General features: G+C 67.0%; 20 protein-coding genes. 10 read left to right on the top strand and 10 right to left on the bottom strand.

The features are described 5' to 3' along the window. Positions 1 to 8 precede the first annotated feature (8 nt). Together DFR50_RS00130 and DFR50_RS00125 are read right to left on the bottom strand one after the other, a co-directional pair. Positions 9 to 686 (bottom strand): response regulator transcription factor, encoded by a 678-nt coding sequence (locus tag DFR50_RS00130; protein ID WP_113887165.1) that lies wholly within the window; start codon positions 684 to 686, stop codon positions 9 to 11. Between the two features lie 19 nt (positions 687 to 705). Continuing rightward, complete coding sequence (locus DFR50_RS00125; protein WP_113887164.1) at positions 706 to 1,089, bottom strand: PepSY domain-containing protein; 384 nt, start codon at positions 1,087 to 1,089, stop codon at positions 706 to 708. Between the two features lie 117 nt (positions 1,090 to 1,206). Between DFR50_RS00125 and DFR50_RS00120 the strand changes: the two genes are divergently transcribed. After that, complete coding sequence (locus DFR50_RS00120) at positions 1,207 to 1,962, top strand: trypsin-like serine protease (RefSeq protein WP_147262614.1); 756 nt, start codon at positions 1,207 to 1,209, stop codon at positions 1,960 to 1,962. Positions 1,963 to 2,019: 57 nt separating this feature from the next. Here DFR50_RS00120 and ypfJ read toward each other — a convergent pair whose 3' ends face one another. The 4 genes from ypfJ to DFR50_RS00100 all read right to left on the bottom strand — a co-directional run bounded on the left by ypfJ (position 2,020) and on the right by DFR50_RS00100 (position 5,246). Then, the gene (gene ypfJ / locus DFR50_RS00115) at positions 2,020 to 2,895 is read right to left on the bottom strand and encodes a KPN_02809 family neutral zinc metallopeptidase (protein WP_113887162.1); all 876 of its coding nucleotides are present in this window, start codon (positions 2,893 to 2,895) and stop codon (positions 2,020 to 2,022) included. Positions 2,896 to 3,029: 134 nt separating this feature from the next. Next, positions 3,030 to 3,698, bottom strand: a complete 669-nt coding sequence (locus tag DFR50_RS00110) for an LON peptidase substrate-binding domain-containing protein (RefSeq protein ID WP_113887449.1) — start codon at positions 3,696 to 3,698, stop codon at positions 3,030 to 3,032. Positions 3,699 to 3,755: 57 nt separating this feature from the next. Continuing rightward, positions 3,756 to 4,652 (bottom strand): thioredoxin, encoded by an 897-nt coding sequence (trxA, locus tag DFR50_RS00105; RefSeq protein ID WP_113887161.1) that lies wholly within the window; start codon positions 4,650 to 4,652, stop codon positions 3,756 to 3,758. 78 nt (positions 4,653 to 4,730) lie between these two features. Beyond that, positions 4,731 to 5,246, bottom strand: coding sequence for a prolyl-tRNA synthetase associated domain-containing protein (locus DFR50_RS00100; RefSeq protein WP_113887160.1), 516 nt, complete (start codon positions 5,244 to 5,246; stop codon positions 4,731 to 4,733). A gap of 419 nt (positions 5,247 to 5,665) precedes the next feature. On the opposite strand from DFR50_RS00100, the gene rpsO reads away from it, so the two are divergent. The 3 genes from rpsO (at position 5,666) to DFR50_RS00085 (ending at position 8,849) form a co-directional block, all read left to right on the top strand. Continuing rightward, entirely contained in the window at positions 5,666 to 5,935 is a 270-nt protein-coding gene (gene rpsO, locus DFR50_RS00095; RefSeq protein WP_113887159.1) for a 30S ribosomal protein S15, read from the top strand. Positions 5,936 to 6,165: 230 nt separating this feature from the next. Next, positions 6,166 to 8,313, top strand: a complete 2,148-nt coding sequence (gene pnp / locus DFR50_RS00090; RefSeq protein WP_113887158.1) for a polyribonucleotide nucleotidyltransferase — start codon at positions 6,166 to 6,168, stop codon at positions 8,311 to 8,313. A gap of 245 nt (positions 8,314 to 8,558) precedes the next feature. Beyond that, positions 8,559 to 8,849, top strand: a complete 291-nt coding sequence (locus tag DFR50_RS00085) for a heavy metal-binding domain-containing protein (RefSeq protein ID WP_113887157.1) — start codon at positions 8,559 to 8,561, stop codon at positions 8,847 to 8,849. Between the two features lie 42 nt (positions 8,850 to 8,891). On the opposite strand, the gene DFR50_RS00080 is transcribed toward DFR50_RS00085, so the two are convergent. Next, positions 8,892 to 10,148: a cyclopropane fatty acid synthase gene (locus DFR50_RS00080; RefSeq protein ID WP_113887156.1), complete on the bottom strand. Its 1,257-nt coding sequence runs from the start codon at positions 10,146 to 10,148 to the stop codon at positions 8,892 to 8,894. 231 nt (positions 10,149 to 10,379) lie between these two features. On the opposite strand from DFR50_RS00080, the gene thrC reads away from it, so the two are divergent. The 4 genes from thrC to DFR50_RS00060 all read left to right on the top strand — a co-directional run bounded on the left by thrC (position 10,380) and on the right by DFR50_RS00060 (position 16,582). Continuing rightward, complete coding sequence (gene thrC, locus DFR50_RS00075) at positions 10,380 to 11,783, top strand: threonine synthase (protein ID WP_113887155.1); 1,404 nt, start codon at positions 10,380 to 10,382, stop codon at positions 11,781 to 11,783. After that, positions 11,780 to 13,042: a M16 family metallopeptidase gene (locus DFR50_RS00070; protein ID WP_113887154.1), complete on the top strand. Its 1,263-nt coding sequence runs from the start codon at positions 11,780 to 11,782 to the stop codon at positions 13,040 to 13,042. The genes thrC and DFR50_RS00070 overlap by 4 nt, the downstream gene beginning before the upstream one ends. Then, complete coding sequence (locus DFR50_RS00065) at positions 13,042 to 13,644, top strand: GNAT family N-acetyltransferase (protein WP_113887153.1); 603 nt, start codon at positions 13,042 to 13,044, stop codon at positions 13,642 to 13,644. The genes DFR50_RS00070 and DFR50_RS00065 overlap by 1 nt, the downstream gene beginning before the upstream one ends. A gap of 91 nt (positions 13,645 to 13,735) precedes the next feature. Continuing rightward, positions 13,736 to 16,582, top strand: a complete 2,847-nt coding sequence (locus tag DFR50_RS00060; RefSeq protein ID WP_113887152.1) for an EAL domain-containing protein — start codon at positions 13,736 to 13,738, stop codon at positions 16,580 to 16,582. A 35-nt stretch (positions 16,583 to 16,617) separates the two neighbouring features. Here the strand turns inward: DFR50_RS00060 and DFR50_RS00055 are convergent, their stop codons facing one another. From DFR50_RS00055 to DFR50_RS00045, 3 genes are read right to left on the bottom strand one after another with little or no spacing between them, the layout of a single operon-like run. Beyond that, a complete protein-coding gene (locus DFR50_RS00055) occupies positions 16,618 to 17,667 on the bottom strand; it encodes a CBASS cGAMP-activated phospholipase (protein WP_113887448.1) in 1,050 nt (349 codons plus the stop codon). After that, positions 17,657 to 18,187 (bottom strand): type II CBASS E2 protein, encoded by a 531-nt coding sequence (locus DFR50_RS00050; protein ID WP_210208768.1) that lies wholly within the window; start codon positions 18,185 to 18,187, stop codon positions 17,657 to 17,659. The genes DFR50_RS00055 and DFR50_RS00050 overlap by 11 nt, the downstream gene beginning before the upstream one ends. A 9-nt stretch (positions 18,188 to 18,196) precedes the next feature. Next, positions 18,197 to 19,393 carry a nucleotidyltransferase domain-containing protein gene (locus DFR50_RS00045; protein WP_113887151.1) on the bottom strand — a complete coding sequence of 399 codons (1,197 nt, stop codon included), beginning with the start codon at positions 19,391 to 19,393 and terminating at the stop codon, positions 18,197 to 18,199. A gap of 177 nt (positions 19,394 to 19,570) precedes the next feature. Here DFR50_RS00045 and DFR50_RS00040 point away from each other — a divergent pair, with 177 nt between their 5' ends. Next, positions 19,571 to 19,882 carry a helix-turn-helix domain-containing protein gene (locus DFR50_RS00040; protein ID WP_113887150.1) on the top strand — a complete coding sequence of 104 codons (312 nt, stop codon included), beginning with the start codon at positions 19,571 to 19,573 and terminating at the stop codon, positions 19,880 to 19,882. 18 nt (positions 19,883 to 19,900) lie between these two features. After that, a complete protein-coding gene (locus DFR50_RS00035; protein WP_113887149.1) occupies positions 19,901 to 20,485 on the top strand; it encodes an ImmA/IrrE family metallo-endopeptidase in 585 nt (194 codons plus the stop codon). Positions 20,486 to 20,638: the final 153 nt, after the last annotated feature.

Genomic DNA, 20,638 nt, shown 5'->3' with positions numbered 1-20,638 from the left:
ACACGCCGCTATCGTGCGGGCGGGGCCTCGTCGACGCCCACGAGATAGCCGAGTCCGCGCGCGGTCTTGATGATGTCGACCCCGAGCTTCTTGCGCAGGCGGCCGATGAACACCTCGATGGTGTTGGAATCCCGATCGAAATCCTGCTCGTAGAGGTGCTCGACGATCTCGGTGCGCGAAATGATGCGCCCCGCGTGGTGCATCAGGTAGGACAGGAGCCGGTATTCGTGGCTGGTGAGCTTGATCGGCTGCCCGTCGACGGTGACCCGTCCGGCGCGCGCGTCGAGGCGCACCGGCCCGACCTGGAGGTCGCTCGACGCATGGCCGGCGGCGCGGCGCAGCAACGCCCGGATGCGCGCCAGCACTTCCTCCATGTGGAAGGGCTTTGCGACATAGTCGTCGGCACCCGCGTCGATGCCCTGAACCTTGTCGCTCCAGCGGTCGCGCGCGGTCAGAATCAGCACCGGCATCGTCCGCCCCGCCTTGCGCCACGCCTCCAGAACCGAGACGCCGTCGCGTTTCGGCAGGCCGATGTCGAGAACGACCGCGTCGTAGGGCTCGGTGTCGCCCTGGAACCAGCCTTCCTCGCCGTCGAACGCCCGGTCGACCGCGTATCCCGCGGCTTCCAGCGCCGACGAAATCTGACGGTTGAGATCGCGATCGTCCTCGACAACCAGCAGTCGCATTCAGGTCTCTCCCGGCCGGTCAGTTCTTGGCGGGCTGGTCGTGCGCATCGCGTCCGTCTTTCGGCTCGTGCGCCGGGCGCGCGATCAGCTTTCCGGTTCCCGCGTTCATCTCGACATGAATCAGGCGGCCGTCGCGGTGAAGCAAGGTGATCTCGTAAACATAGTCGTCGCCATTGACGCAGAGGCGCGCCGACAGGGCCTCCGCCTTGCGCTGCTGGGCCGCGGTTTTCAGCGCCGCGTATGGCTCGAGGAGCTTGTGCGCCCTCACCTGCTCGCGCGTGTCGGAGGCGCTGAGACAGGCCGCGACCTCCGCCGCGTGCGCGCCGCCCGCGAGGACGAAGCCAGCGACCGCGGCGCGACAGACGTTGGCGAGCGCGGCCATGACGACGAAGCCCCTGTTCAAACACCGCAGCCCCCATGTTCGCCCCGGCGCCTGAATGCAATGTGAACGAAGCCGGCCGGCCCTTCGGCGAGACCTGCGCAATTGAAGCGGCCGGGGTTTTCTGCGCATGAACGGATCATGCGTTTCCGCCACAGCCTCGCGCGCCTCGCCCTCGCCCTCGCCCTCGCGTCGGGGCGCCCGGATGCGCATGCGCTCGTCGGCGCTCAGCCGGACGGCCGGTTCGCCGACCGGGTCGCGATGGTGCTGATGCGGGGTCCGGGCGAGGCGGGCTTCTGCTCGGCGCTGGTGCTCGACGCCCGCACCCTGCTCACCGCCGCCCATTGCCTGAGGGCGGTCCGCGACATGGCGGTCCACTATCGCGACGCCTCCGGCGCCCCGGTGGTGATTCCCGTCGAAGCGGCCCTCGCCCATCCGCAGTACCGGCCGGACGCGATCCGGGCGCGGGCCGTCTCGATCGACATCGCGCTGGTCCGAACCGCGGCTCCGCTCGATTCGCGCTTCGTCGGCGCGGCGCTGGCCTCCGGCGACGGACCCGAGGTCGGTGAATCGGTCATCCTGACCGGCTTCGGCGCCATGAGCGATGGCGACTGGAAATCCGGCGGCAGCCTGCGCAGCGTCACCCTGGCCGTGCGCGAACCGGCGTCGCCCGTGCTCGTCTGGGCGGCCGATCCGGGCGGCCGGGTCGCCGGCGCCTGCTCGGGCGATTCCGGAGCGCCGATGTGGTCCCGGGACGGCGCGACCGCGCTCGCCATCGCGACCTGGGCGCAGGCGCCGCACGGCCGCGGCTGCGGCGGGTTGACCCAGGGACCGCGCCTCGCGCCGCTCAGACGCTGGATCGAGGACGCGCGGCGGCGCCTCGACGGCGGCGATTGACGGCGCTCGACGCGCGTCGAGCGATCGCCGCCGCGACGGGTCAGCGCGGCGACGCCGCTATTGCGAGAACGTGTCGCAGGACGAAATCTGCCCGCTCTTGAGCCCGGCCATCAGCCACTTGGCGCGCTGCGCCGACGATCCGTGGGTGAAGCTGTCGGGCACGGCGTAGCCGCGCGCCGCCGTCTGCAACCGATCGTCGCCGATCGCCTGCGCGGTCGCGATCGCCTTCTCGACGTCGCCCTGCTGCAGGATGTTCCATTTTTGATTGGCGTTGGCCGCCCAGACCCCGGCGAGGCAATCGGCCTGGAGTTCGATGCGCACCGAGACGGCGTTCGCCTGGGTCTGGCTCGAGCGCTTCTTGTAGGCGTCGGCCTTGTCGAGAATGCCGAGCAGGTCCTGCACGTGATGGCCGATCTCGTGCGCCACGACATAGGCGTAGGCGAAGTCGCCGCCGCCGCCGTATTTCGTCTGCATGTCGCGGAAGAACGAAGTGTCGAGGTAGACCTTCTTGTCGACCGGGCAGTAGAACGGCCCCATCGCCGCCTGCGCGCCGCCGCAGCCCGACCGGGTGGCGCCGTCATAGATGACCAGCGTCGCCGGCGTATAGTCGAGCCCCGTCTGCTGCGGCAGCACCGTACCCCAGACCGCCTCGGTCGAGCCCATCACATGCGCAAGGAATTTTCGCGTCGGGTCGTTGGGATCGACGGCTGGGCCGGTCGCGGCGGGCTGCGTCTGTCCGCCCTGGTTCATGTATTTCGAGGCCATTTCGGCGCCGCCCATCAGCACCGCGGGATTGATGCCGGTGAAGTAGCTGATCGCGAACACCACGATGATCGCGCCGATGCCGAGGCCGCCGCCGCCCATCATTCCGCCGCCGCCCTGGCCGCGACGATCCTCGATGTTCTGGGAAATGGGCGTGTTTTCGTATTGCATCGAGGCGCTCTTCGGTCGGTTCTCCACACTTTAGCAGAAGGAAATCGGCCGCGACAGAGCCGCCCTCGCGCCGCCGCCGGCGCCGCGGAGGAACGGCTCCCGCGCCCCGCGCGGAGAAGCCGCCCCGGTTCGGCTCAGTGCAACTGGGTCCCGGCGTCGTCGCCACGCGCGAGCTCGATGGTGGTGATCGCCACCAGCATCTCGCCGCGCGACCTCAGGTCGACCGCTTCGAGCAGGGCCTGCTTCTCGCGCGGCCCGCACGGGCTCATCATCGAGAGGCCGTTGACCAGCGCTTCGTTCGACGCCTTCTTGATGTCGTTCCAGGCGACCTTGACCTCGTTGACCTCGGCGAAGCGCCGAAGCGTCGTCAGCAGCGACTCGCGGTCGACCGCCGCTTCCCCCGCGCCTTCGTGAAAATCGTCGGCGAAGGGCGCATAGTCGGCGGCTGCGACCCGGTAGGGCGTGGCGTAATGCATCTCCTCGGCGAGACGGAACCGGGCGACCCCCATCAGGGTCACGAAGCAGCGGCCGTCGCCGATTTCGGCGTATTGCACGATCCGTCCGGCGCAACCGAGGGCGTAGAGCTCGGGCGGCGGCCCGCCGGACGTCTCCGCCTCCGTCGGCTGGATGATGCCGACCAGCCGCTCGCCGCTCAGCGCGTCGTCGAGCATGGCGAGGTAGCGCGGCTCGAACACGGTGAGCTGCAACGGCCGGCGCGGCAACAGGAGCGCGCCCTCCAGGGGAAAGAGCGGAATCGTGGCCGGCATATCGGCGGGCCCGGCGTAGGTGCGATTGATTTTCATCGCTTGCATTCCATCGACTTGCGGCGGCCCGCTCTAGACCTCCGCAAGCGCTTGTTTCTAGAACCAGATCGCGGACAGTTTGCGGCGGGCGGCGACCGACGCCGGGTCCATCAGGCCCCACGCCTCGAAAAGCTGCAACAGCTGCTTGCGCGCCGCCTCGTCGTTCCATTTGCGGTCGCGGCGGATGATCTCGAGCAGGGCGTCGGCCGCCCGGTCGCGCTCGCCCTTGGCCGACAGCGCGACCGCGAGGTCGAACCGGGCCTGGTGGTCGTCCGGGTTTTTCGCCACCGCGGTCTCGAGCGGCGCGAGTTCGCCGACGGCGGAGGCCTGTTCGGCCAGGCTCACTGCGGCGATCGCAGCGGCGATCGCCGCATCGGGCTCCTTGCCGGGCGCAGGCGCGGGCGCCGTCGCGAGCAGGGCGCGAGCATCGTCGAGATTTCCGGCCGCGACCTGGAGCCTCGCGAGACCGCCGATCGCCTTCGTGTCCTCCGGGTTGTCGGCCAGGATTTCGGCGTAGAGCGACGCGGCCCCGGCCGCGTCTCCCTTGGCGGCGGCCTCCTCGGCCTCGGCGATGAGATCCGCCGACCCGCCCTTGAGCGGTCCGACCAGACGCTCGAGGAAGCCGCGAATCTGGCTCTCGGGCAGCGCGCCGACGAAGCCGTCGACCGGCTGGCCGCGATCGAAGGCGATCACCGCGGGGATCGACTGGATGCCGAGCTGGCCGGCGATCTGCGGGTGCTCGTCGATGTTCATCTTCACCAGCGCGACCTTGCCGCCCGAATCGCGCACCGCTTTCTCCAGCGCCGGCCCGAGCTGCTTGCACGGGCCGCACCACGGCGCCCAGAAGTCGACCAGAACCGGCTTCTGCTGCGAGGCGGTTAGCACGTCGGCCCGGAACGACGCCGTCGTCACGTCCTTGACCGCCGTCGCGGTCGCCCCGATTCCGTTCGCCATGTCGTCCCTCAATTCCAGCCCGAGGCGTCGCCTCGCCGATTCGACGTTTCGCGGCCCTAGATGGAGGCGCGCGCCCCCTTATTCAACCGCTTCCGCATGCGCCGCGAGCGCGACCACGAGCGGCTCGTGCCCGGTGGCCCGCAGGAATCTGACCAGATCGGCGCTCGCGAGGCCGGTCGTGCGGGTGTTGACGAGGGGATGGAAGTTGAGGCGCTCGTGGGCCATCATCGCCTGATCGAGCACCACCGTGACCCGCCCCGCCTCGTCGTTGATCGCGCCGAACGGCGTGACCGCGCCGGGCCTAACCCCCCAGACCGCCTCGAGCAGGTCGCCGGAGCCGAACGAGACCCGGCCCTGCCCGCCGATCTTCTCGTGCACCCGCTTGAGGTCGACCTCGGTCTCCTCGCCCAGGACGAGCAGGAAGAGGCGGCTCTTCTTGTCCTTGACGAAGAGATTCTTGGCGTGCCCGCCGGGGATCTTTCCCCGCAGCTCCTGCGAGCCCTCGACCGTGAACACAGGCGGATGGTCTACAGTCGTCGTCGCGACGCCGAGGGTTTCGAGATAGGCGAGGAGGTCTTCGGGTGAGGCGGGCATTGCAGCGACGGGCCTTCGGCAAACTCTCCGGGTTCGTATCCGGATCGGCGCGAACCGGCAACCCGGCGTATCGATTCCGCGAATTTCCGTCGGCGACGATCCGGACACTGCCGCTCCCCGAGCGGGGCGCGGGCCTGCCGGGCGGGGCGGCGCATGCCCTCCCGGACGTCACCCCGGCGCGACGGGATCGAGGCGATCCTTTGATCCGCAAGGGCTCGCTGCGACCGCAATCGGGCGCCGCCGCGTGGGTTCCCGAGAAAACGCTGGCGCGGCGGCCCGAAATCTGTATAAGCGCGCGATCCGCCACGCCCAGCGTGACGCGGATCCTCGCATTGCGACCGACCTGGACGACATCCCGGCTCGGCCGTCTTTCGACCAATGGCGCGCGTTTGCCCGCCGCAGCATCAAGGACACGTTCGATGTCGATCACCTCCGAGCGCAAGATCGCGCTCATCAACCAGTATGCCCGCAAGATCGGCGACACCGGCTCGCCGGAGGTGCAGGTCGCGATTCTCACCGAGCGAATCACCAACCTGACGGGTCATTTCAAGACTCACGTGAAGGACAACCACTCCCGTCGCGGCCTGCTCAAGATGGTCTCGCAGCGCCGTACGCTGCTCGACTACGTCAAGAAGCAGGACGAAGCGCGTTACAAGACCCTGATCGAGCGCCTCGGCATCCGCCGCTAAGCCTCGACCCGCACCGGGAGCGCCTTTCCGAGAGGCGTTCCTCGACCCCATGCGGGCGGCGGCAGGGGCCGGCGTCCGCGTCCCGACATGCGAGAGCCGCGCGTCATGGCAGGATCGCCGAGGGCTGGCGCCGTTCAGGCCAGCCCCCCGCCGTCTTGCCGATGACGAGCCCGAACCAACGGGCGGCATGGGCCGCAGGCTTTCGCATCCCACCTTAGGATGTAAGAAAGATGTTCGACATTCAACGCGAAGAACTCGACTGGTGCGGGCGCAAGCTCGTTCTGGAGACCGGCCGGATCGCCCGTCAGGCGGACGGCGCGGTGTTTGCGACCTGGGGCGAGACCACCGTGCTCGCCACCGTCGTCGCCGAAAAGACGGCCAAGCCCGGCCAGGACTTCTTCCCGCTCACCGTCCACTATCAGGAAAAGACGTTCGCCGCCGGCCGCATTCCCGGCGGCTACCTCAAGCGCGAAGGCCGCCCGTCCGAGCGTGAGACGCTGACGTCGCGCCTGATCGACCGCCCGATCCGCCCGCTGTTCCCCGACGAGTTCCGCTGCGACACGCAGGTCATCGCGACGGTGCTGTCCTATGACCTCGAGTCGGATTCCGACATTCTCGCCCTGGTCGCCGCCTCGGCGGCCCTGACGCTGTCGGGCGTGCCGTTCATGGGTCCGGTCGGCGCCGCCCGCGTCGGTTTGATCAAGGGCGAGGTCAAGGTCAACCCGACGGTCGAGGAGATGAAGGACTCGACCCTCGACCTCGTCGTCGCCGGCACCGCCGACGCGGTGCTGATGGTCGAATCGGAGGCCCGGGAGCTCGCCGAGGAGACGATGCTCAAGGCCGTGATGGCCGGCCACGCCGGCTTCCAGCCGGTCATCGACGCGATCATCCGGCTCGCCGAGAAGGCGGCCAAGGAGCCGCGCGACCTGCCGCCGAGCGATCGCGCCGAGGTCGAGAAGGCCGTGCTCGAGGTCGGCGAGGCCGATCTTCGCGCCGCTTACGCGATCACCCAGAAGCAGGAGCGCTACGGGGCGGTCGACGCCGTCAAGGCGAAGGTGATGGCGGCGCTCGCGCCCGCCGAGGGCGAGGCCAAGTTCCCGGCTTCCGAGGTCGCCGAGGCGTTCCACAACGCCCAGGCCAAGGTGGTGCGCTGGAACATCCTCGATCACGGCCGCCGCATCGACGGCCGTGACCTCACGACGGTGCGCCCGATTCTCGGGCAGGTCGGCATCCTGCCGCGCACCCACGGCTCCGCGCTGTTCACCCGCGGCGAGACCCAGGCGCTGGTGGTGGCGACGCTGGGCACCGGCGAGGACGAGCAATACGTCGACTCCCTCGACGGCACCTACAAGGAGCGGTTCCTGCTCCACTACAACTTCCCTCCCTACTCCGTCGGCGAAACCGGCCGCATGGGCAGCCCGGGCCGGCGCGAGATCGGCCACGGCAAGCTCGCCTGGCGCGCGATCCGGCCGATGCTGCCGACGGCGGCCGAATTCCCCTACACCATCCGGGTCGTCTCCGAGATCACCGAGTCGAACGGCTCGTCCTCGATGGCCACGGTGTGCGGCTCCTCCCTCGCGCTGATGGACGCCGGCGTTCCGCTCAAGCGCCCGACCGCCGGCATCGCCATGGGCCTGATCCTCGAAGGCGAGCGCTTCGCGGTGCTCTCCGACATCCTCGGCGACGAAGACCACCTCGGCGACATGGACTTCAAGGTGGCCGGAACCAGCGAAGGCGTCACCTCGCTGCAGATGGACATCAAGATCGCCGGCATCACCGAGGAGATCATGAAAGTCGCGCTCGCCCAGGCCCGCGACGGCCGCCTGCACATCCTCGGCGAGATGAGCAAGGCGATCACCGGCGCCCGCGCCGAGCTCGGCGAGTTCGCGCCGCGCATCGAGACGCTGAAGATCCCGACCGACAAGATCCGCGAAGTGATCGGCACCGGCGGCAAGGTGATCCGAGAGATCGTCGAGAAGACCGGCGCCAAGATCAACATCGAGGACGACGGCACGGTGAAGATCGCCTCCAGCGACGGCGCCAAGATCAAGGCGGCGATCAACTGGATCCGGTCGATTGCGTCGGACCCGGAAGTCGGCCAGATCTACGACGGCACCGTGGTCAAGACGGTCGAATTCGGCGCCTTCGTCAATTTCTTCGGCTCCAAGGACGGCCTCGTCCACATCTCGCAGCTCGCCAAGGGCCGGGTCGCCAAGACCACCGACGTCGTCAAGGAAGGCGACAAGGTCAAGGTCAAGGTGCTCGGTCACGACGATCGCGGCAAGGTGAAGCTGTCGATGCGCGTCGTCGACCAGCAGACCGGGGCCGACCTCGAGAAAACGCAGTCTGCGGAAACGGCGAACAACGCCGCCGACTGACCCCGGGCCAGCACGCTCTTCGAAATCAGGCGGCGCCCCCGGGCGCCGCTTTTTTTCGTGCGGGCCGGCCGCTCGACAGCGCCGGCGCCTCGGACGAGCGCGCGCCCCCGCGGGGGCGGAGCCCGCGTCGATCGGACGCAGCCGCTTCGAGGCCGTCCGCGCATCCCTGCCCGAGTTTGCGCTTAACGCTGCGGTAAGGCCGCGGCGCTATCGCAACAGGCGCGGGCAACCAATGGACACCCATCATGAAAGTCAGTTTTTCCGCTGATCTCGACGACGGCCGCGCGATCACTGCGATCGGGCGGGTCAGGGCGACCACGCGGTGGCGGGCCGCCGCCGAGCCGGGGACCGAGGACGAGCGCCGGGCGGCGATCGGCTCGCTCGTCCGCGAAGCGGCGGAATACGACGCCGACGCGATCGTCGACGTCCGGTTCGAGGTGGACGACGTCAAGGGCGTCGACATCGAAGGCGTCGCGCTTCAGCGCGTCACCGTGACCGGTCTCGCCGTCCGTTTCGCCCGGGCGGCGGCGGCGTGAGGACCTCTCTTCGGCCGCGTCCAGGTCCGGGCGCGGCGCGGGCTATTCGGCCGCCTGACGCAGCGCGGGCGGTTCGGCCTCCCTGCGGCGCAGCGCCTCCTCGCGCTCGGCGATGTAGGCGCGGGTCAGCGGAACCGCGTCCTGCCGCCTGGCGATCTGGATCTGGAACACCATGAAGCCGTCGACGCGGAAAGACGTCTCCGACCCGGCGAGATAGAACTCCCACATCCGGCAGAAGCGCTCGCCGGCGATCGCCTTGGCCTCTTCCCAGTGGGCCATGAAGCGCTCGCGCCAGACGCGCAGCGTGTCGGCGTAGTGCAGCCGAAGGATCTCGATGTCCGTGACGTAGAGCCCGGCGCGCTCGATCGCCGGAAGCACCTCGGACAGGGCCGGAATGTAGCCGCCGGGGAAGATGTACTTGCGGATCCAGGGGTTGGTCGCGCCGGGAACCCCGTTGCGGCCGATCGCGTGGAGCAGCATCACCCCGTCGTCGTTCAGGAGCCGGCGCACGTTCTGGAAATACTCGTCGTAGCGGGCGACCCCGACGTGCTCGAACATGCCGACCGAGACGATGCGGTCGAAGGTCTCCTCGACGTCGCGATAGTCCTGCAGCCGGAAGTCGAGACGATCGGCGAAGCCCGAACGCTCGGCGCGCGCCCTGGCGACGGCGAGTTGCTCCCTGGACAGCGTGACGCCGGTCGCCTTGCCGACGCCCGCGACGCCGGCGAGATAGAGCGCCATGCCGCCGAACCCGCAGCCGATGTCGAGCACGCGTTCGCCCTCCTCGACGAGGAGCTTGGCCGCGATGTGCCGCTTCTTGGCTCTCTGCGCCTCCTCGAGCGACTGGTCCGGCTCCTCGAAATAGGCGCAGGAATATTGCCGGTCGTCGTCGAGGAAAAGGTCGTAGATGCGGACGTCGTGGTCGTAGTGACGGGCGATGTTCTGCCGCGCCCGCTCCCGGTCGTTGCGCTGATGGACCGCGCGGAAGATCACCCGGGCCTTCTCGATCGCCTTAACCCAGGGAAGGTTCTCGAGCGTGGCGAGATTTCTCGCCCCGAGTTCGAGGATGTCGTACAGCGAACCCTCAGTAACGACGACGCGTCCGTCGGTATAAAGCTCGCCAAGAGCTAGGCTCGGGTCGGTCACGAGTTCCCGTTCCGCCGCCCGGTCGAGCAAGCGCGCCCCGAGTTTCGGCCCCGAACCGTCGCCGAACTTGCGCCGAACCCCGTCGGCGGTCTCCACTTCAAGGTTGCCCGTCCGAATGAGCTTGCCAAGCAATGTCGCAAATGACCCGACCATCGCCACCACCCCGGTTTCGCCGCGGCCCTCCTTGCGACGGCGCCTCTTTTCCGACTCAAGTTAAGGAAAGTTCGCCGTGTTTTTCAAGGGCGTTTCCGATCAATCCGATGGCTTCCCGCACAAGGGGGCGCCGTCTTGGTTTGGCCCCATTCGTCAGGGATTGACCGGCTCCGTTTTCCTTTCGCGGCTTTTGCGATAGACGACGAGCAGATCGGCCGAGGGTTTCAGTTCGTGCATTACGTTTCGACGCGCGGGACGGCGCCGGCGCTCGGCTTCGCCGACGCGCTCCTCACCGGGCTTGCCCGCGACGGCGGTCTCTACGCGCCCGTGACGCTTCCCCAGTGGGGGGCGGATACGATCCGCGCGCTCGCCGGGCTGCCCTACGCCCGGGCGGCGGCGACGCTGATGTCCGGGTTCGTCGGCGACGATATCCCGGCCTCCGCGCTCGAAACCATGACTGCGGCGGCCTATGCGGAGTTCCGTCACGCCGCGACCGCTCCGCTCGTCCAGATCGAGCCCAATCTGTTCGCGCTCGAACTGTTCCATGGTCCGACGCTCGCGTTCAAGGACTTCGCCATGCAATGGCTCGCCCGCGCGATGGACCGGGTGCTGGCCGAGCGCGGCGAGCGCACCACCATTCTCGGCGCGACCTCCGGCGACACCGGCGCCGCCGCGATCGAGGCCTTCGGCGGTCTGGCCCGCGCCGACATCTTCATTCTCTACCCGCACGGCCGCGTCTCGGACGTGCAGCGTCGCCAGATGACCACGGTCGGCAAACCCAACGTCCACGCGCTGGCGATCGACGGGACGTTCGACGACTGCCAGCGCATCGTCAAGACGCTGTTCGGAGACCTGGCGTTCCGCGACGCGATGCGCCTCAGCGGCGTCAATTCGATCAACTGGGCGCGCATCCTCGCCCAGATCGTCTATTATTTCGTGGCCGCGGTCGCGCTCGGCGCCCCCGGTCGCGCCGTCTCCTTCGCCGTCCCGACCGGCAATTTCGGCGACATCCTGGCCGGCTACTACGCGCGGCGCATGGGCCTGCCGATCGAGCGGCTGATCATCGCCACCAACGAGAACGACATTCTCGCCCGGACGCTCGCCACCGGCCGCTACGAGCCGCGCGGCGTCAAGGCGACGCAGTCGCCGTCGATGGACATCGAGGTGTCGTCGAATTTCGAGCGCCTGCTGTTCGAAGCGTCCGGACAGGACCCGGAGGCGGTGACGCGCATGATGGGCGATTTCGCCGCCGACGGATGGTTCGCGATTCCCCCGGCCGCGCTCGAGCGCATTCGCGCCGATTTCGGCGCCGAGCGGATCGACGAGACCGAATGCGCCGCGGAGATGACCCGGGTCTGGCGCGACTGCGGGCTCGTCATCGACCCGCACAGCGCGGTGGGCGTCGGCGCGGCGCGGCGGGCGCTCGCCGCCTCGCCCGCGACGCCGATCGTGGCGCTCGGGACCGCGCACCCGGCGAAGTTCCCGGATGCGGTCGAGCGGGCGACCGGCGTGCGCCCCGCGCTTCCTCCTCACCTCGCCGATCTGATGGATCGTCCCGAGCGGCATGTCGCGCTGCCGAACGATCCGGCCGCCGTGGCCGGATACCTTCGCCAGAGGGCGAGGGCGCCGGCGTGAGCGTCGAGATCACGAGGCTGCCGTCCGGTCTCGCCGTCGTCACCGACGCCAGCGAGCACGTGCGCACCGCGGCGGTCGGCGTCTTCGTGGCCGCCGGCTCCCGCCACGAGAGCGTCGCCGAGCACGGGCTTTCGCATCTCCTCGAGCACATGGCGTTCAAGGGAACGCGGCGCCGGAGCGCGCGCGACATCGCCGAGGCGATCGAGGACGTCGGCGGCGACCTCAACGCCGAGACCGGGGTCGAGCGGACCGGCTATTTCGCCCGGGTGATCGGCAGCGACGTCGGCCTCGCCCTCGACGTCATCGGCGACATCCTCACCGAAAGCCTGTTCGATCCGACCGAGCTCGAGCGCGAGAAGAACGTCATCGTCCAGGAAATCGGCGCGGTCGAGGACACGCCGGACGACCACGTGTTCGATCTGCTCACGGCGGCGGCTTGGCCCGACCAGGCGATCGGGCGCCCGATTCTGGGCACCCGCGACGGCGTCAACGCCTTCGATCGCGACGCGATCGACGGCTATCTGCGCCGTCATTACGGCCCGTCCTCGATCGTGGTGGCCGCCGCCGGCGCGCTCGATCACGCCGAGATCGTTGCGCTCGCCCTCTCGAAGCTTCACGGCCTGCCGAACGCGCCGCCCTCGCCGCTGACGCCCGCCGATTACCGCGGCGGCGAGACCCGGCTCAGGCGCAAGCTCGAACAGACCCATGTCGCGGTGGCCTTCGAGGGGCGGCCGATCGGCGCGCCGGACCACGACGCCGCGCAAGTCTTCGCGGCCGCCGCCGGCGGCGGCATGTCGTCCCGGCTGTTCCAGGAGGTGCGGGAGAAGCGCGGCCTCGCCTATTCGATCTACGCCTACCACTGGGACTACGCCGACACGGGCCTGTTCGGCTTCTACGCCGGGTCGGCCGACCGCGACGCCGCCGAGGTGACCGTCGCCGCGCTCGATTGCCTGGCCGAGGCGGCCCATGGGCTGGACGAACGGGAAGTCCGCCGCGCCAAGGCGCAGATGAAGGTGTCGATCCTGGCCGCGCTCGAATCGCCGGGCGCGCGGGCGCAGCAGATCGCCCGGCAGACGCAGATCTACGGCCGTCCGCTGTCGCTCGACGAGATGATCGCCCGGGTCGAGGCGGTCACCGCCGAGGAGGTTCGCAAAACCGGCGCGGCCATGCTTAGATCGCCGCCCACGGTCGCCACGATCGGCGCGGTCGCCCGGGTTCCCGGGCGTGTCAAGGTCGCCGAGGCGCTGAGGGGAGTGTGATGGCGCTTTTCGGCCTGACGCGCACGGTCAATCCCGAACCGCTGCTGCGCGGCGACGGACTGTATCTCCGTCCGGCGACGCCGGCGGACTACCCGTCCTGGTCGCAGCTCAGGACGGCGAGCCGGGCCTTCCTCGAGCCCTGGGAGCCGACCTGGCCGGACGACGACCTGACGCAGGCGGCTTTTCGGCGGCGCCTCAGACGTCAGGAGGAGGATATCGCCCGCGACGAGGCCTACCCCTTCCTCATCTTCGATCAGACGTCGGAACAGCTTCTCGGCGGCGTGACCCTCGGCGGCCTGCGCCGCGGCGTCTCGCAGACCGGCACGCTCGGCTACTGGATGGGCGCGGCTCACGCGGGCAAGGGCCGCATGACCCGCGCCGTCGCCGCGACGGTCGAATTCGCCTTTGTCCGGCTGCGCCTGCATCGGGTCGAGGCGGCCTGCATTCCCGACAATGCGCCATCGATCGCGCTCCTGCGGCGCAACGGCTTCGAGCGGGAGGGCTATGCGCGCGGCTATCTCAGGATCGACGGCGCCTGGCGGGACCACGTCCTGTTCGGTCTCCTCGATGGCGATGCGCGAACGCTGACGACGGCGCCCTGATTTGTCCGTACGCGCGCTTCCGAGGTTCTCCCGAACCGCACCCTCCGGCCGCAGGGCGGCCTGGCGCTTCGCCGCCGCCGCAACCCGGCTCATGCTCCTGCTCGCGCTCGTTCTCGCAGTCTGCCAACCGGCGTCCGCGGTCCAGTCGGTGCGGGTGACGGCCGACTCGGACGCGATCGACCTCACCCGCGCGGTCGAGCATTACAGCGCCCAGGGCGACCGCATCCAGGTGTCGACGGCGCCGGGCGCGGACGGCATCGTCCGGCGCATCGAGGTCAGCGCGCTCGAAGCCGGCGCGCAGCCGGCTTGGATCGTGTTCGCGCTGACCAACGATTCCGACGAGCAGCTGACCCGCCTGATCGTCGCGCCGCACTTCCGGCTGGTCGGCTCGGGCGTGGTGTGGCCGGACCTCGGCTCCTCGCGCATCACCACCATCACGGCCAGCCAGGGCCAGGCGCCGGAGCGCGAGGACAACGCGCGGGCGGACGTGTTCCGCCTGACGCTCGATCCGGGAACCACCGTGACCTACGTGGCCGAGTTGCGCTCGCCGTCGCTGCCGCAGCTCTATCTGTGGGAGCCGGAGGCGTACAAGGACAAGTCGACCAGCCTGACGCTGTACGAAGGCATTCTGATCGGCATCGCGGGACTGCTCGCCCTGTTCCTGACGATCGTGTTCGTCGTGCGCGGCGCGATGATCTTTCCCGCCGCGGCGGCGCTCGCCTGGGCGGTGTTCGTCTATGTCTGCATCGACTTCGGCTTCTGGCGAAAGATGTTCGGCCTCGAGGACGCCTCGGAGCGGATCTGGCGCGCCGGCGTCGAGGCGACCCTCGCGGCGACCCTGATCGTGTTCCTGTTCGCCTATCTGAACCTGCGCCGCTGGCACGTGCGCTACATGCATTTCGCGCTGGCGTGGCTTCTGGTGATGGCGGCGGTGGTCGCGCTCTCGGTGTTCAACGCGCCGGTCGCCGCCGGCGTCGCGCGCATCTCGATCGCGACGGTCGCGGGCGTCGGGCTGCTGCTGATCCTCAGTCTGGCGGCGCGCGGATCGGACCGCGCGGTGATGCTGATCCCGACCTGGTACCTGCTCGCGGTCTGGGTGGTCGCCGCCGGCGCCGCCGCGCTCGGCTACCTGACCAGCGATCTCGCCGCCCCCGGCCTCGTCGGCGGGCTGGTTCTGATCGTGATGCTGATCGGCTTCACCGTGATGCAGTTCGCCTTTTCGGGGGCGCGCGGCGGCGGCGACCGCGGCGCCGACGCCGAGCGCCGCTCGCTCGCCATGGCCGGCTCGGGCGAAGCGATCTTCGACTGGAACGTCGTCAATGACGAGATCAGCGGCGGGGAGGCGCTCGAGAGCCAGCTCGGCCTCAAGCGCGGCGCGCTCGAAGGGTCCGCCGCGGGCTGGCTCGACGTGCTGCACCCGCTCGACCGCGACCGCTACTCGCTGGCGCTCGACGGGCTCCTGCATCAGCGGTCCGGCCGCATCAACCACGAGCTGAGGCTTCGCGGCGCCGACGGCCACTACTTCTGGTACATGCTGAAGGCGCGGCCGGTGGTGAGCGCCGACGGCGAGGTGGTTCGCGTGGTCGGTTCGCTGGCCGACGTCACCGAACTCAAATCCGCCGAGGAGCGCATGCTCCACGACGCCGTCCACGACAACCTGACCGGCCTGCCCAACCGCGAGCTGTTCCAGGACCGGCTCGAGGCCGCGATCCATCTGGCGCAGAAGCCCGCGGCCGCCGAGCCGGTGACGCTCGTCATCGACATCGACGATTTCAAGCGGGTCAACGACTCCTACGGCCTGTCGATGGGCGACTCGACGCTGCTCGCGATCGCCCGCCGGGTCGCCCGCGACCTCAAGCCCGGCGATACGCTCGCCCGCCTCGCCGGCGATCAGTTCGGCGTGATCATCCTCTCCGATCCGCCGCGGGCGGACCTGCCGGCCCGGCTCGACGCCCTGAGGGCGGCGCTCGCGGCCCCGATCAGCTTCGGCGAACGGGAGATCGCGCTGACGGTGTCGATCGGCGCCTGCGTCTACGACCCGAAGCTCCACGCCAAGGGCGGCGACCTGCTGGCCGACGCGCAGCTCGCACTCGCCAACGCCAAGAAGGCGGGCGGCGACCGGGTCGAGCTGTTCACCCCGATCATGCGTTCCCGCCGCTCGGATCGGCAGACGCTCGAGGCCGACATCCGTCACGCGCTCGAGCGCGACGAGATCATGGTGCTGTTCCGGCCGATCGTTCGCCTCGAGGACAGGACGGTCGCCGGGTTCCAGGCGCTGGCGCGCTGGCGCCATCCGAAACTCGGGGTTCTCGACGAGAGCGAGTTCGGGCCGGCGGCGGAAACGACCGGGGCCGCGATCGACATCGGCGCCTTCGTCCTCGAGGCGAGCGCGCGCGAGCTCGCCGCCTGGCAGAAGGCGCTCGAGGTCAACCCGCCGATCTTCGCCACCGTCGCCGCGTCGTCGCAGCAGATGCTCGGTCACGACCTCCTGACCGACGTCCGCGCCGCGCTCACGCGCCATTTCGTCCAGCGCGGCTCGCTGAAGGTCGCGGTCGCGGAAAACCTGGTGATGGAGAACCCTGAATACGCGGCCGTCCTGTTGCGGCGGGTGCGCGAGATCGGCGCGGCCCTGATGCTCGACCGCTTCGGCGCCGGCTACACCTCGCTCGGCCATCTGCCGCAATACCGGTTCGACGCGATGCGCGTCGACGCCTCGCTCGTGCGCCCCAACGCCTTCGGCCAGCGCTCGCCGATCCTGCGCTCGATCGTCGCCATGGCGCAGGAGATGGGCATGGACGTCATCTCCGAAGGCGCCGACACCGAATCCGACGCGGTCGAACTCGCCCAGATCGGCTGCCAGTTCGCGCAAGGCTCCGCCTTCGGCCAGCCGATGAGCCTCGCAGCAGCGCGGAAGCTGATGGGCGCCGAGCCGGGGTGAGGCCGGGGCGGGCAGACGGTACCGGGTGCAACTGATCACTCCCGGTTCGACTCCGCGAATTCAAGTGGTGCTAAACTCATGTCTTCTTGTTCCAGCCTGTGGAATGGGATGAACTTTTCGGCCGGCGAAGAAAAAAAGTGTTCGCGAAGCTCCGACAATTGCTCGCGTGCTTCAGCTCGTGCGCGACTTTTCATCTCTGCGATGCGGCTGGTGTTGTCGAGAGTGTAACGTCCCTCCGGAGCAGCTTGATCTATGCGCCAAATTGCCTTGCGAGTGTGGTCGCTACCCGTGATAATCTTCGCGGTACCCAGTGCGCTGTGTGATTGGCCCGCCATGAACAATCGGGAAACCCGCAAGGCCATTGGCATCTTGCCTCTGAATCGAGGAACTGCCTGCACATCATAGGTGGTGCCGATACTGAGAATCTTGATTCGGTCGGCAGGCCATTTCAACAGGCCGACAGCTTCGATCGCTGCAACTCCGACGGGATTGTTTGCCCAGACCCCACCGTCAACAAGTTCGACAGAATCGCTTGTCACGTAGGGCGCAAGAAACGTCGGCGCCGCCGCAGTCGCCATTGCTGCGTCTAGCGCGGGCTGTTTATAATCCGTTTCCAAGCGCAAATGATGGGCAGTTTTGTAGATATAAACCCGCTCCAAAACCGGGTGCCAGGCCGGGATCACTAATCTTGTTCGGCTTTCACCCAAGCGCTTTTCGCCTAATACCTCGGTGAGCGCGACTTTCAGAGGTTCCGAAGAGTGCTTAGTCGTGAACCAATGCATCAGGTTAAGCCACCGCCGTCGAAACCAGTTCTCGACCGCGTCGGCGTCCTGAGCGAAAATTGCTGGACCTTTTTCTTCGTAGAGTCGTAGCAACTCGCGAGCGGGCAGGCCGAGGCCCAATCCGATCGCAATAATGCCGCCGGTAGAAGTGCCCGCGATCAGGTCAAAGTAGGAGCCAATCGGCCGCTTAAGGTGTTCCTCGATCCGTGCCAGAAAAGCAGCGGGAAAGACGCCCCGGATTCCGCCGCCGTCAATCGATAGAATTCGATAGGTCGGTCGAGCGTCGGTTATTTTAGAAGCCATCGCCCGCCCCCGCTCGTCTGGCCGGCGCCTCACTCGTAGGAGTGTCGTCGGCAATCTCGGTCTTGCGTATTCCCTGATCCCTTCGCCGCCCGCCGCCCCGAGGTCTCGGGTGCTCGCCGCCGCCCTTCCACTCGTTCGTCGCCAGCCACTCTTCGAAAAAGTAGAGCCACAGCGCGGTCCAAGGAACAATCGTTTGATCGAGCCGCAACCAGGGCTGCCACTCGAACGCCCGCGGCAAATACAAGCAGAGACGTGTCGGCATTTGCGAGTAGACGTGTGGCAGCACCCTGCCGTTGGCGAGCACGACCAGATCAGGTGCGTCAATAAATGTCTCAGGAGCGCTGCCCTGCCGGAATTCCAAGCGGGCATCGTAGGAGCGGCTAAGCGAAGACGGCGAGGTACGAAAACACCATTGTAGCGCGCCGGCGCGAAGCGTTCCCTGACCGGCGCAAATTGGGTTTCCGCGAAGGTTCAGAAACTGCTGCGAAGCGGTGAGAGCGCGCGCAATTCCTGGTCTCATGCGCGCCTCCTAATTGCCGAAAAATGTGTTCGAGCGAACCGCAGTTGACGACGGTACCGCGACCGTCGAGAGGCCGATCACAGGCGCTGCGAACAGTGACTGATTCTGGCGAGCAGCGGAAATCTCGCGCGTCATGTGAGCTAATACATTTCTTGCCTGTTCATCACCGAAGGCATTCCCAAGGCTCTTGATTAATGTATCTATGCCCTCAACTTCCGAAAGTTGCTCGATGTCAGCGAGCGCCCGTCTGTGCCATTCAAAAAATGCTTGAGCGCGGGCCGGTTCTGCGTTCCACTTCTCGGCAAAATTCTCGCCGCTCGTCGTTTCGTTCCATACAAACCACAATCTCCCTCCCTGAGCCAGTCGAGTATCAATGAAGTCCGGCATGTGCCGCACGACGTCGTAAAGGAGCTCCAGTTCGTCGTCGTACGTCTCCGTCGTAACACAGTGCTCGTAGCTCCAGGCCGCGAGCGTTGTGAGGACTACTGAGATCGGTGCGAGCCCACTGTCACGTCCGAGATTGCTGAAGTAGCGGTCGCGATGACGCTTCAGAATCTGAACACACCTCGGCAGGACGCCTTTAAACGTTCTTGGTCTGGGGTACGCCTCAAAGCCGTCTGCGCGGTAGCGGCTGTCCTCGCCGAGAGCCGCCTTGCCGCGAATTCGGGGAACCAACGCAGCGCGCCTAAGGAACTGTAGTTTGTAGCTGCGGGGGTTGGTCGGTTTCCAGAGCTTGAGCGCTTTATCGGGTACCAATTCGCCGCGCAGTGCGCACGAGGGGTTCGGAATCGAAGGCGTGATGTCGAGGTGAAACTCTCCAGCGTAGTCCAGCCGCCAGCACCGCTGTTTCTCTACCAAAAGCTTTGCATAGGTACCGTTAGCTCTAAGGCGATCACCAATCTTTCGCTTGAACAAGGCAGGCGACGTTGTCGGCGTTACTATTGACGCGAATGCCACTAGGTCGACGTCAATCTCTCCTCCGACAATAGGACGAATCATCGTTCCTAACGCGACCGACCCGTGCAAATATATTGATAACGAATTAAGCTCGTGATCATCTGCAGAAGCGAGCCAATTGCCGACTGCTTCATACCTCGTCTTAAGTAATTCCTGCTGTGATTCGCGCGGCTCCAGGATTTGGCACATACGCTCGAGCACACTGGCTACCTCAGCATTACGGGCGATTGCCCGGCGGTCGACGTACATTGCCGGCTCCATTGGGGTTGAGCGGGGAGCCTGCGCCGCAACGACGCACGCTCTTGACGATTGCTTGACGGTCTATCCCGCCCGTGCGAATCTGGTTCATTCGTAAGACACTGTGCGACGAGTTGGCGCACATGTCAACCAGTGCGTTACTTGTGATCCAAGGGAGGCGTGCACGTCATGTCGCTGTTAGGAAACCTTGGCCGCCAGGTCCTGGAAAAGCGTGGCACGCGAGGAGTTCGCGAGGTCGCCAGAGAAATCGGAATCAGTCACGCAACGCTATCACGAGTTGAGCGCGGCTTTCATCCCGACTTGGAGAATTATCAGAAAATTACGCTGTGGTTAGGTCTTACAGACGAGCCGCGCCTCAAGGCGCTGGACAACGGAGTTCCGCAGGTTCACTTTCGACGAGATAAAACAGTGACTCAGGAAACCGCCATGTCACTGGCAAACATGATTCTTGCCGCGCAAGCGAACTGGCCGGGCCGCTGAGCACAGAGAGAACTGCGTATGTCGGGGCTACGCCGAGGGTTTAAGACATGGTGCGAAAATGCAGCCAAGGGATACCGACGGGATCTCGGCATTCCGCCGACAGCGGCATTGGACCCTCGACGCCTCGCGGAATATCTCAAGATAGTGGTCTGGACCCCAGCACAGGTGCCGGGCCTCTCTCATGAGGACCTTCGCCAACTCACCGTCATGGCCCCCGACGAATGGTCCGCCGCAACTCTGCGCGAAGGCGAACACTGCCTCGTCATTCTTAATGACGCACATGATGTATCCCGCCAAAATAATACTTTAGCGCATGAAATCGGTCATATTGTATTAAAACATGAGCCGGCGAAAATGTTCGTCACTTTTGACGGACTTATGATGATGAGCGACTACAACGAGGAAAATGAACAGGAGGCAATCTGCTTTGCTGGGGCGATTCTGGTTCCGAGAGAGGCCCTCGTCAATCTAATATCTTCGGGTGCAACGAACAGCGACGCTGCTAATTACTTCAACGTCAGCGACGCCCTAATACGAATGCGACGAAATACAACGGGCATCGATATTCAAGCGGCACGACGTCGTGGTGTGTGGATCCCGTAAATTTCAAAGCGGCGACATAAATTCTGGACGTCCAAAGCGCCTCCCCTCCGCATCTCCGAAGGCGCCGACACCGAATCCGACGCGGTCGAACTCGCCCAGATCGGCTGCCAGTTCGCGCAAGGCTCCGCCTTCGGCCAGCCGATGAGCCTCGCC

This window comes from Roseiarcus fermentans, assembly GCF_003315135.1.
Classification (GTDB): Bacteria; Pseudomonadota; Alphaproteobacteria; order Rhizobiales; family Beijerinckiaceae; genus Roseiarcus; species Roseiarcus fermentans.
Note: the sequence above shows the minus strand (reverse complement) of the source record. Positions and strands in the feature narration are given on the sequence as shown.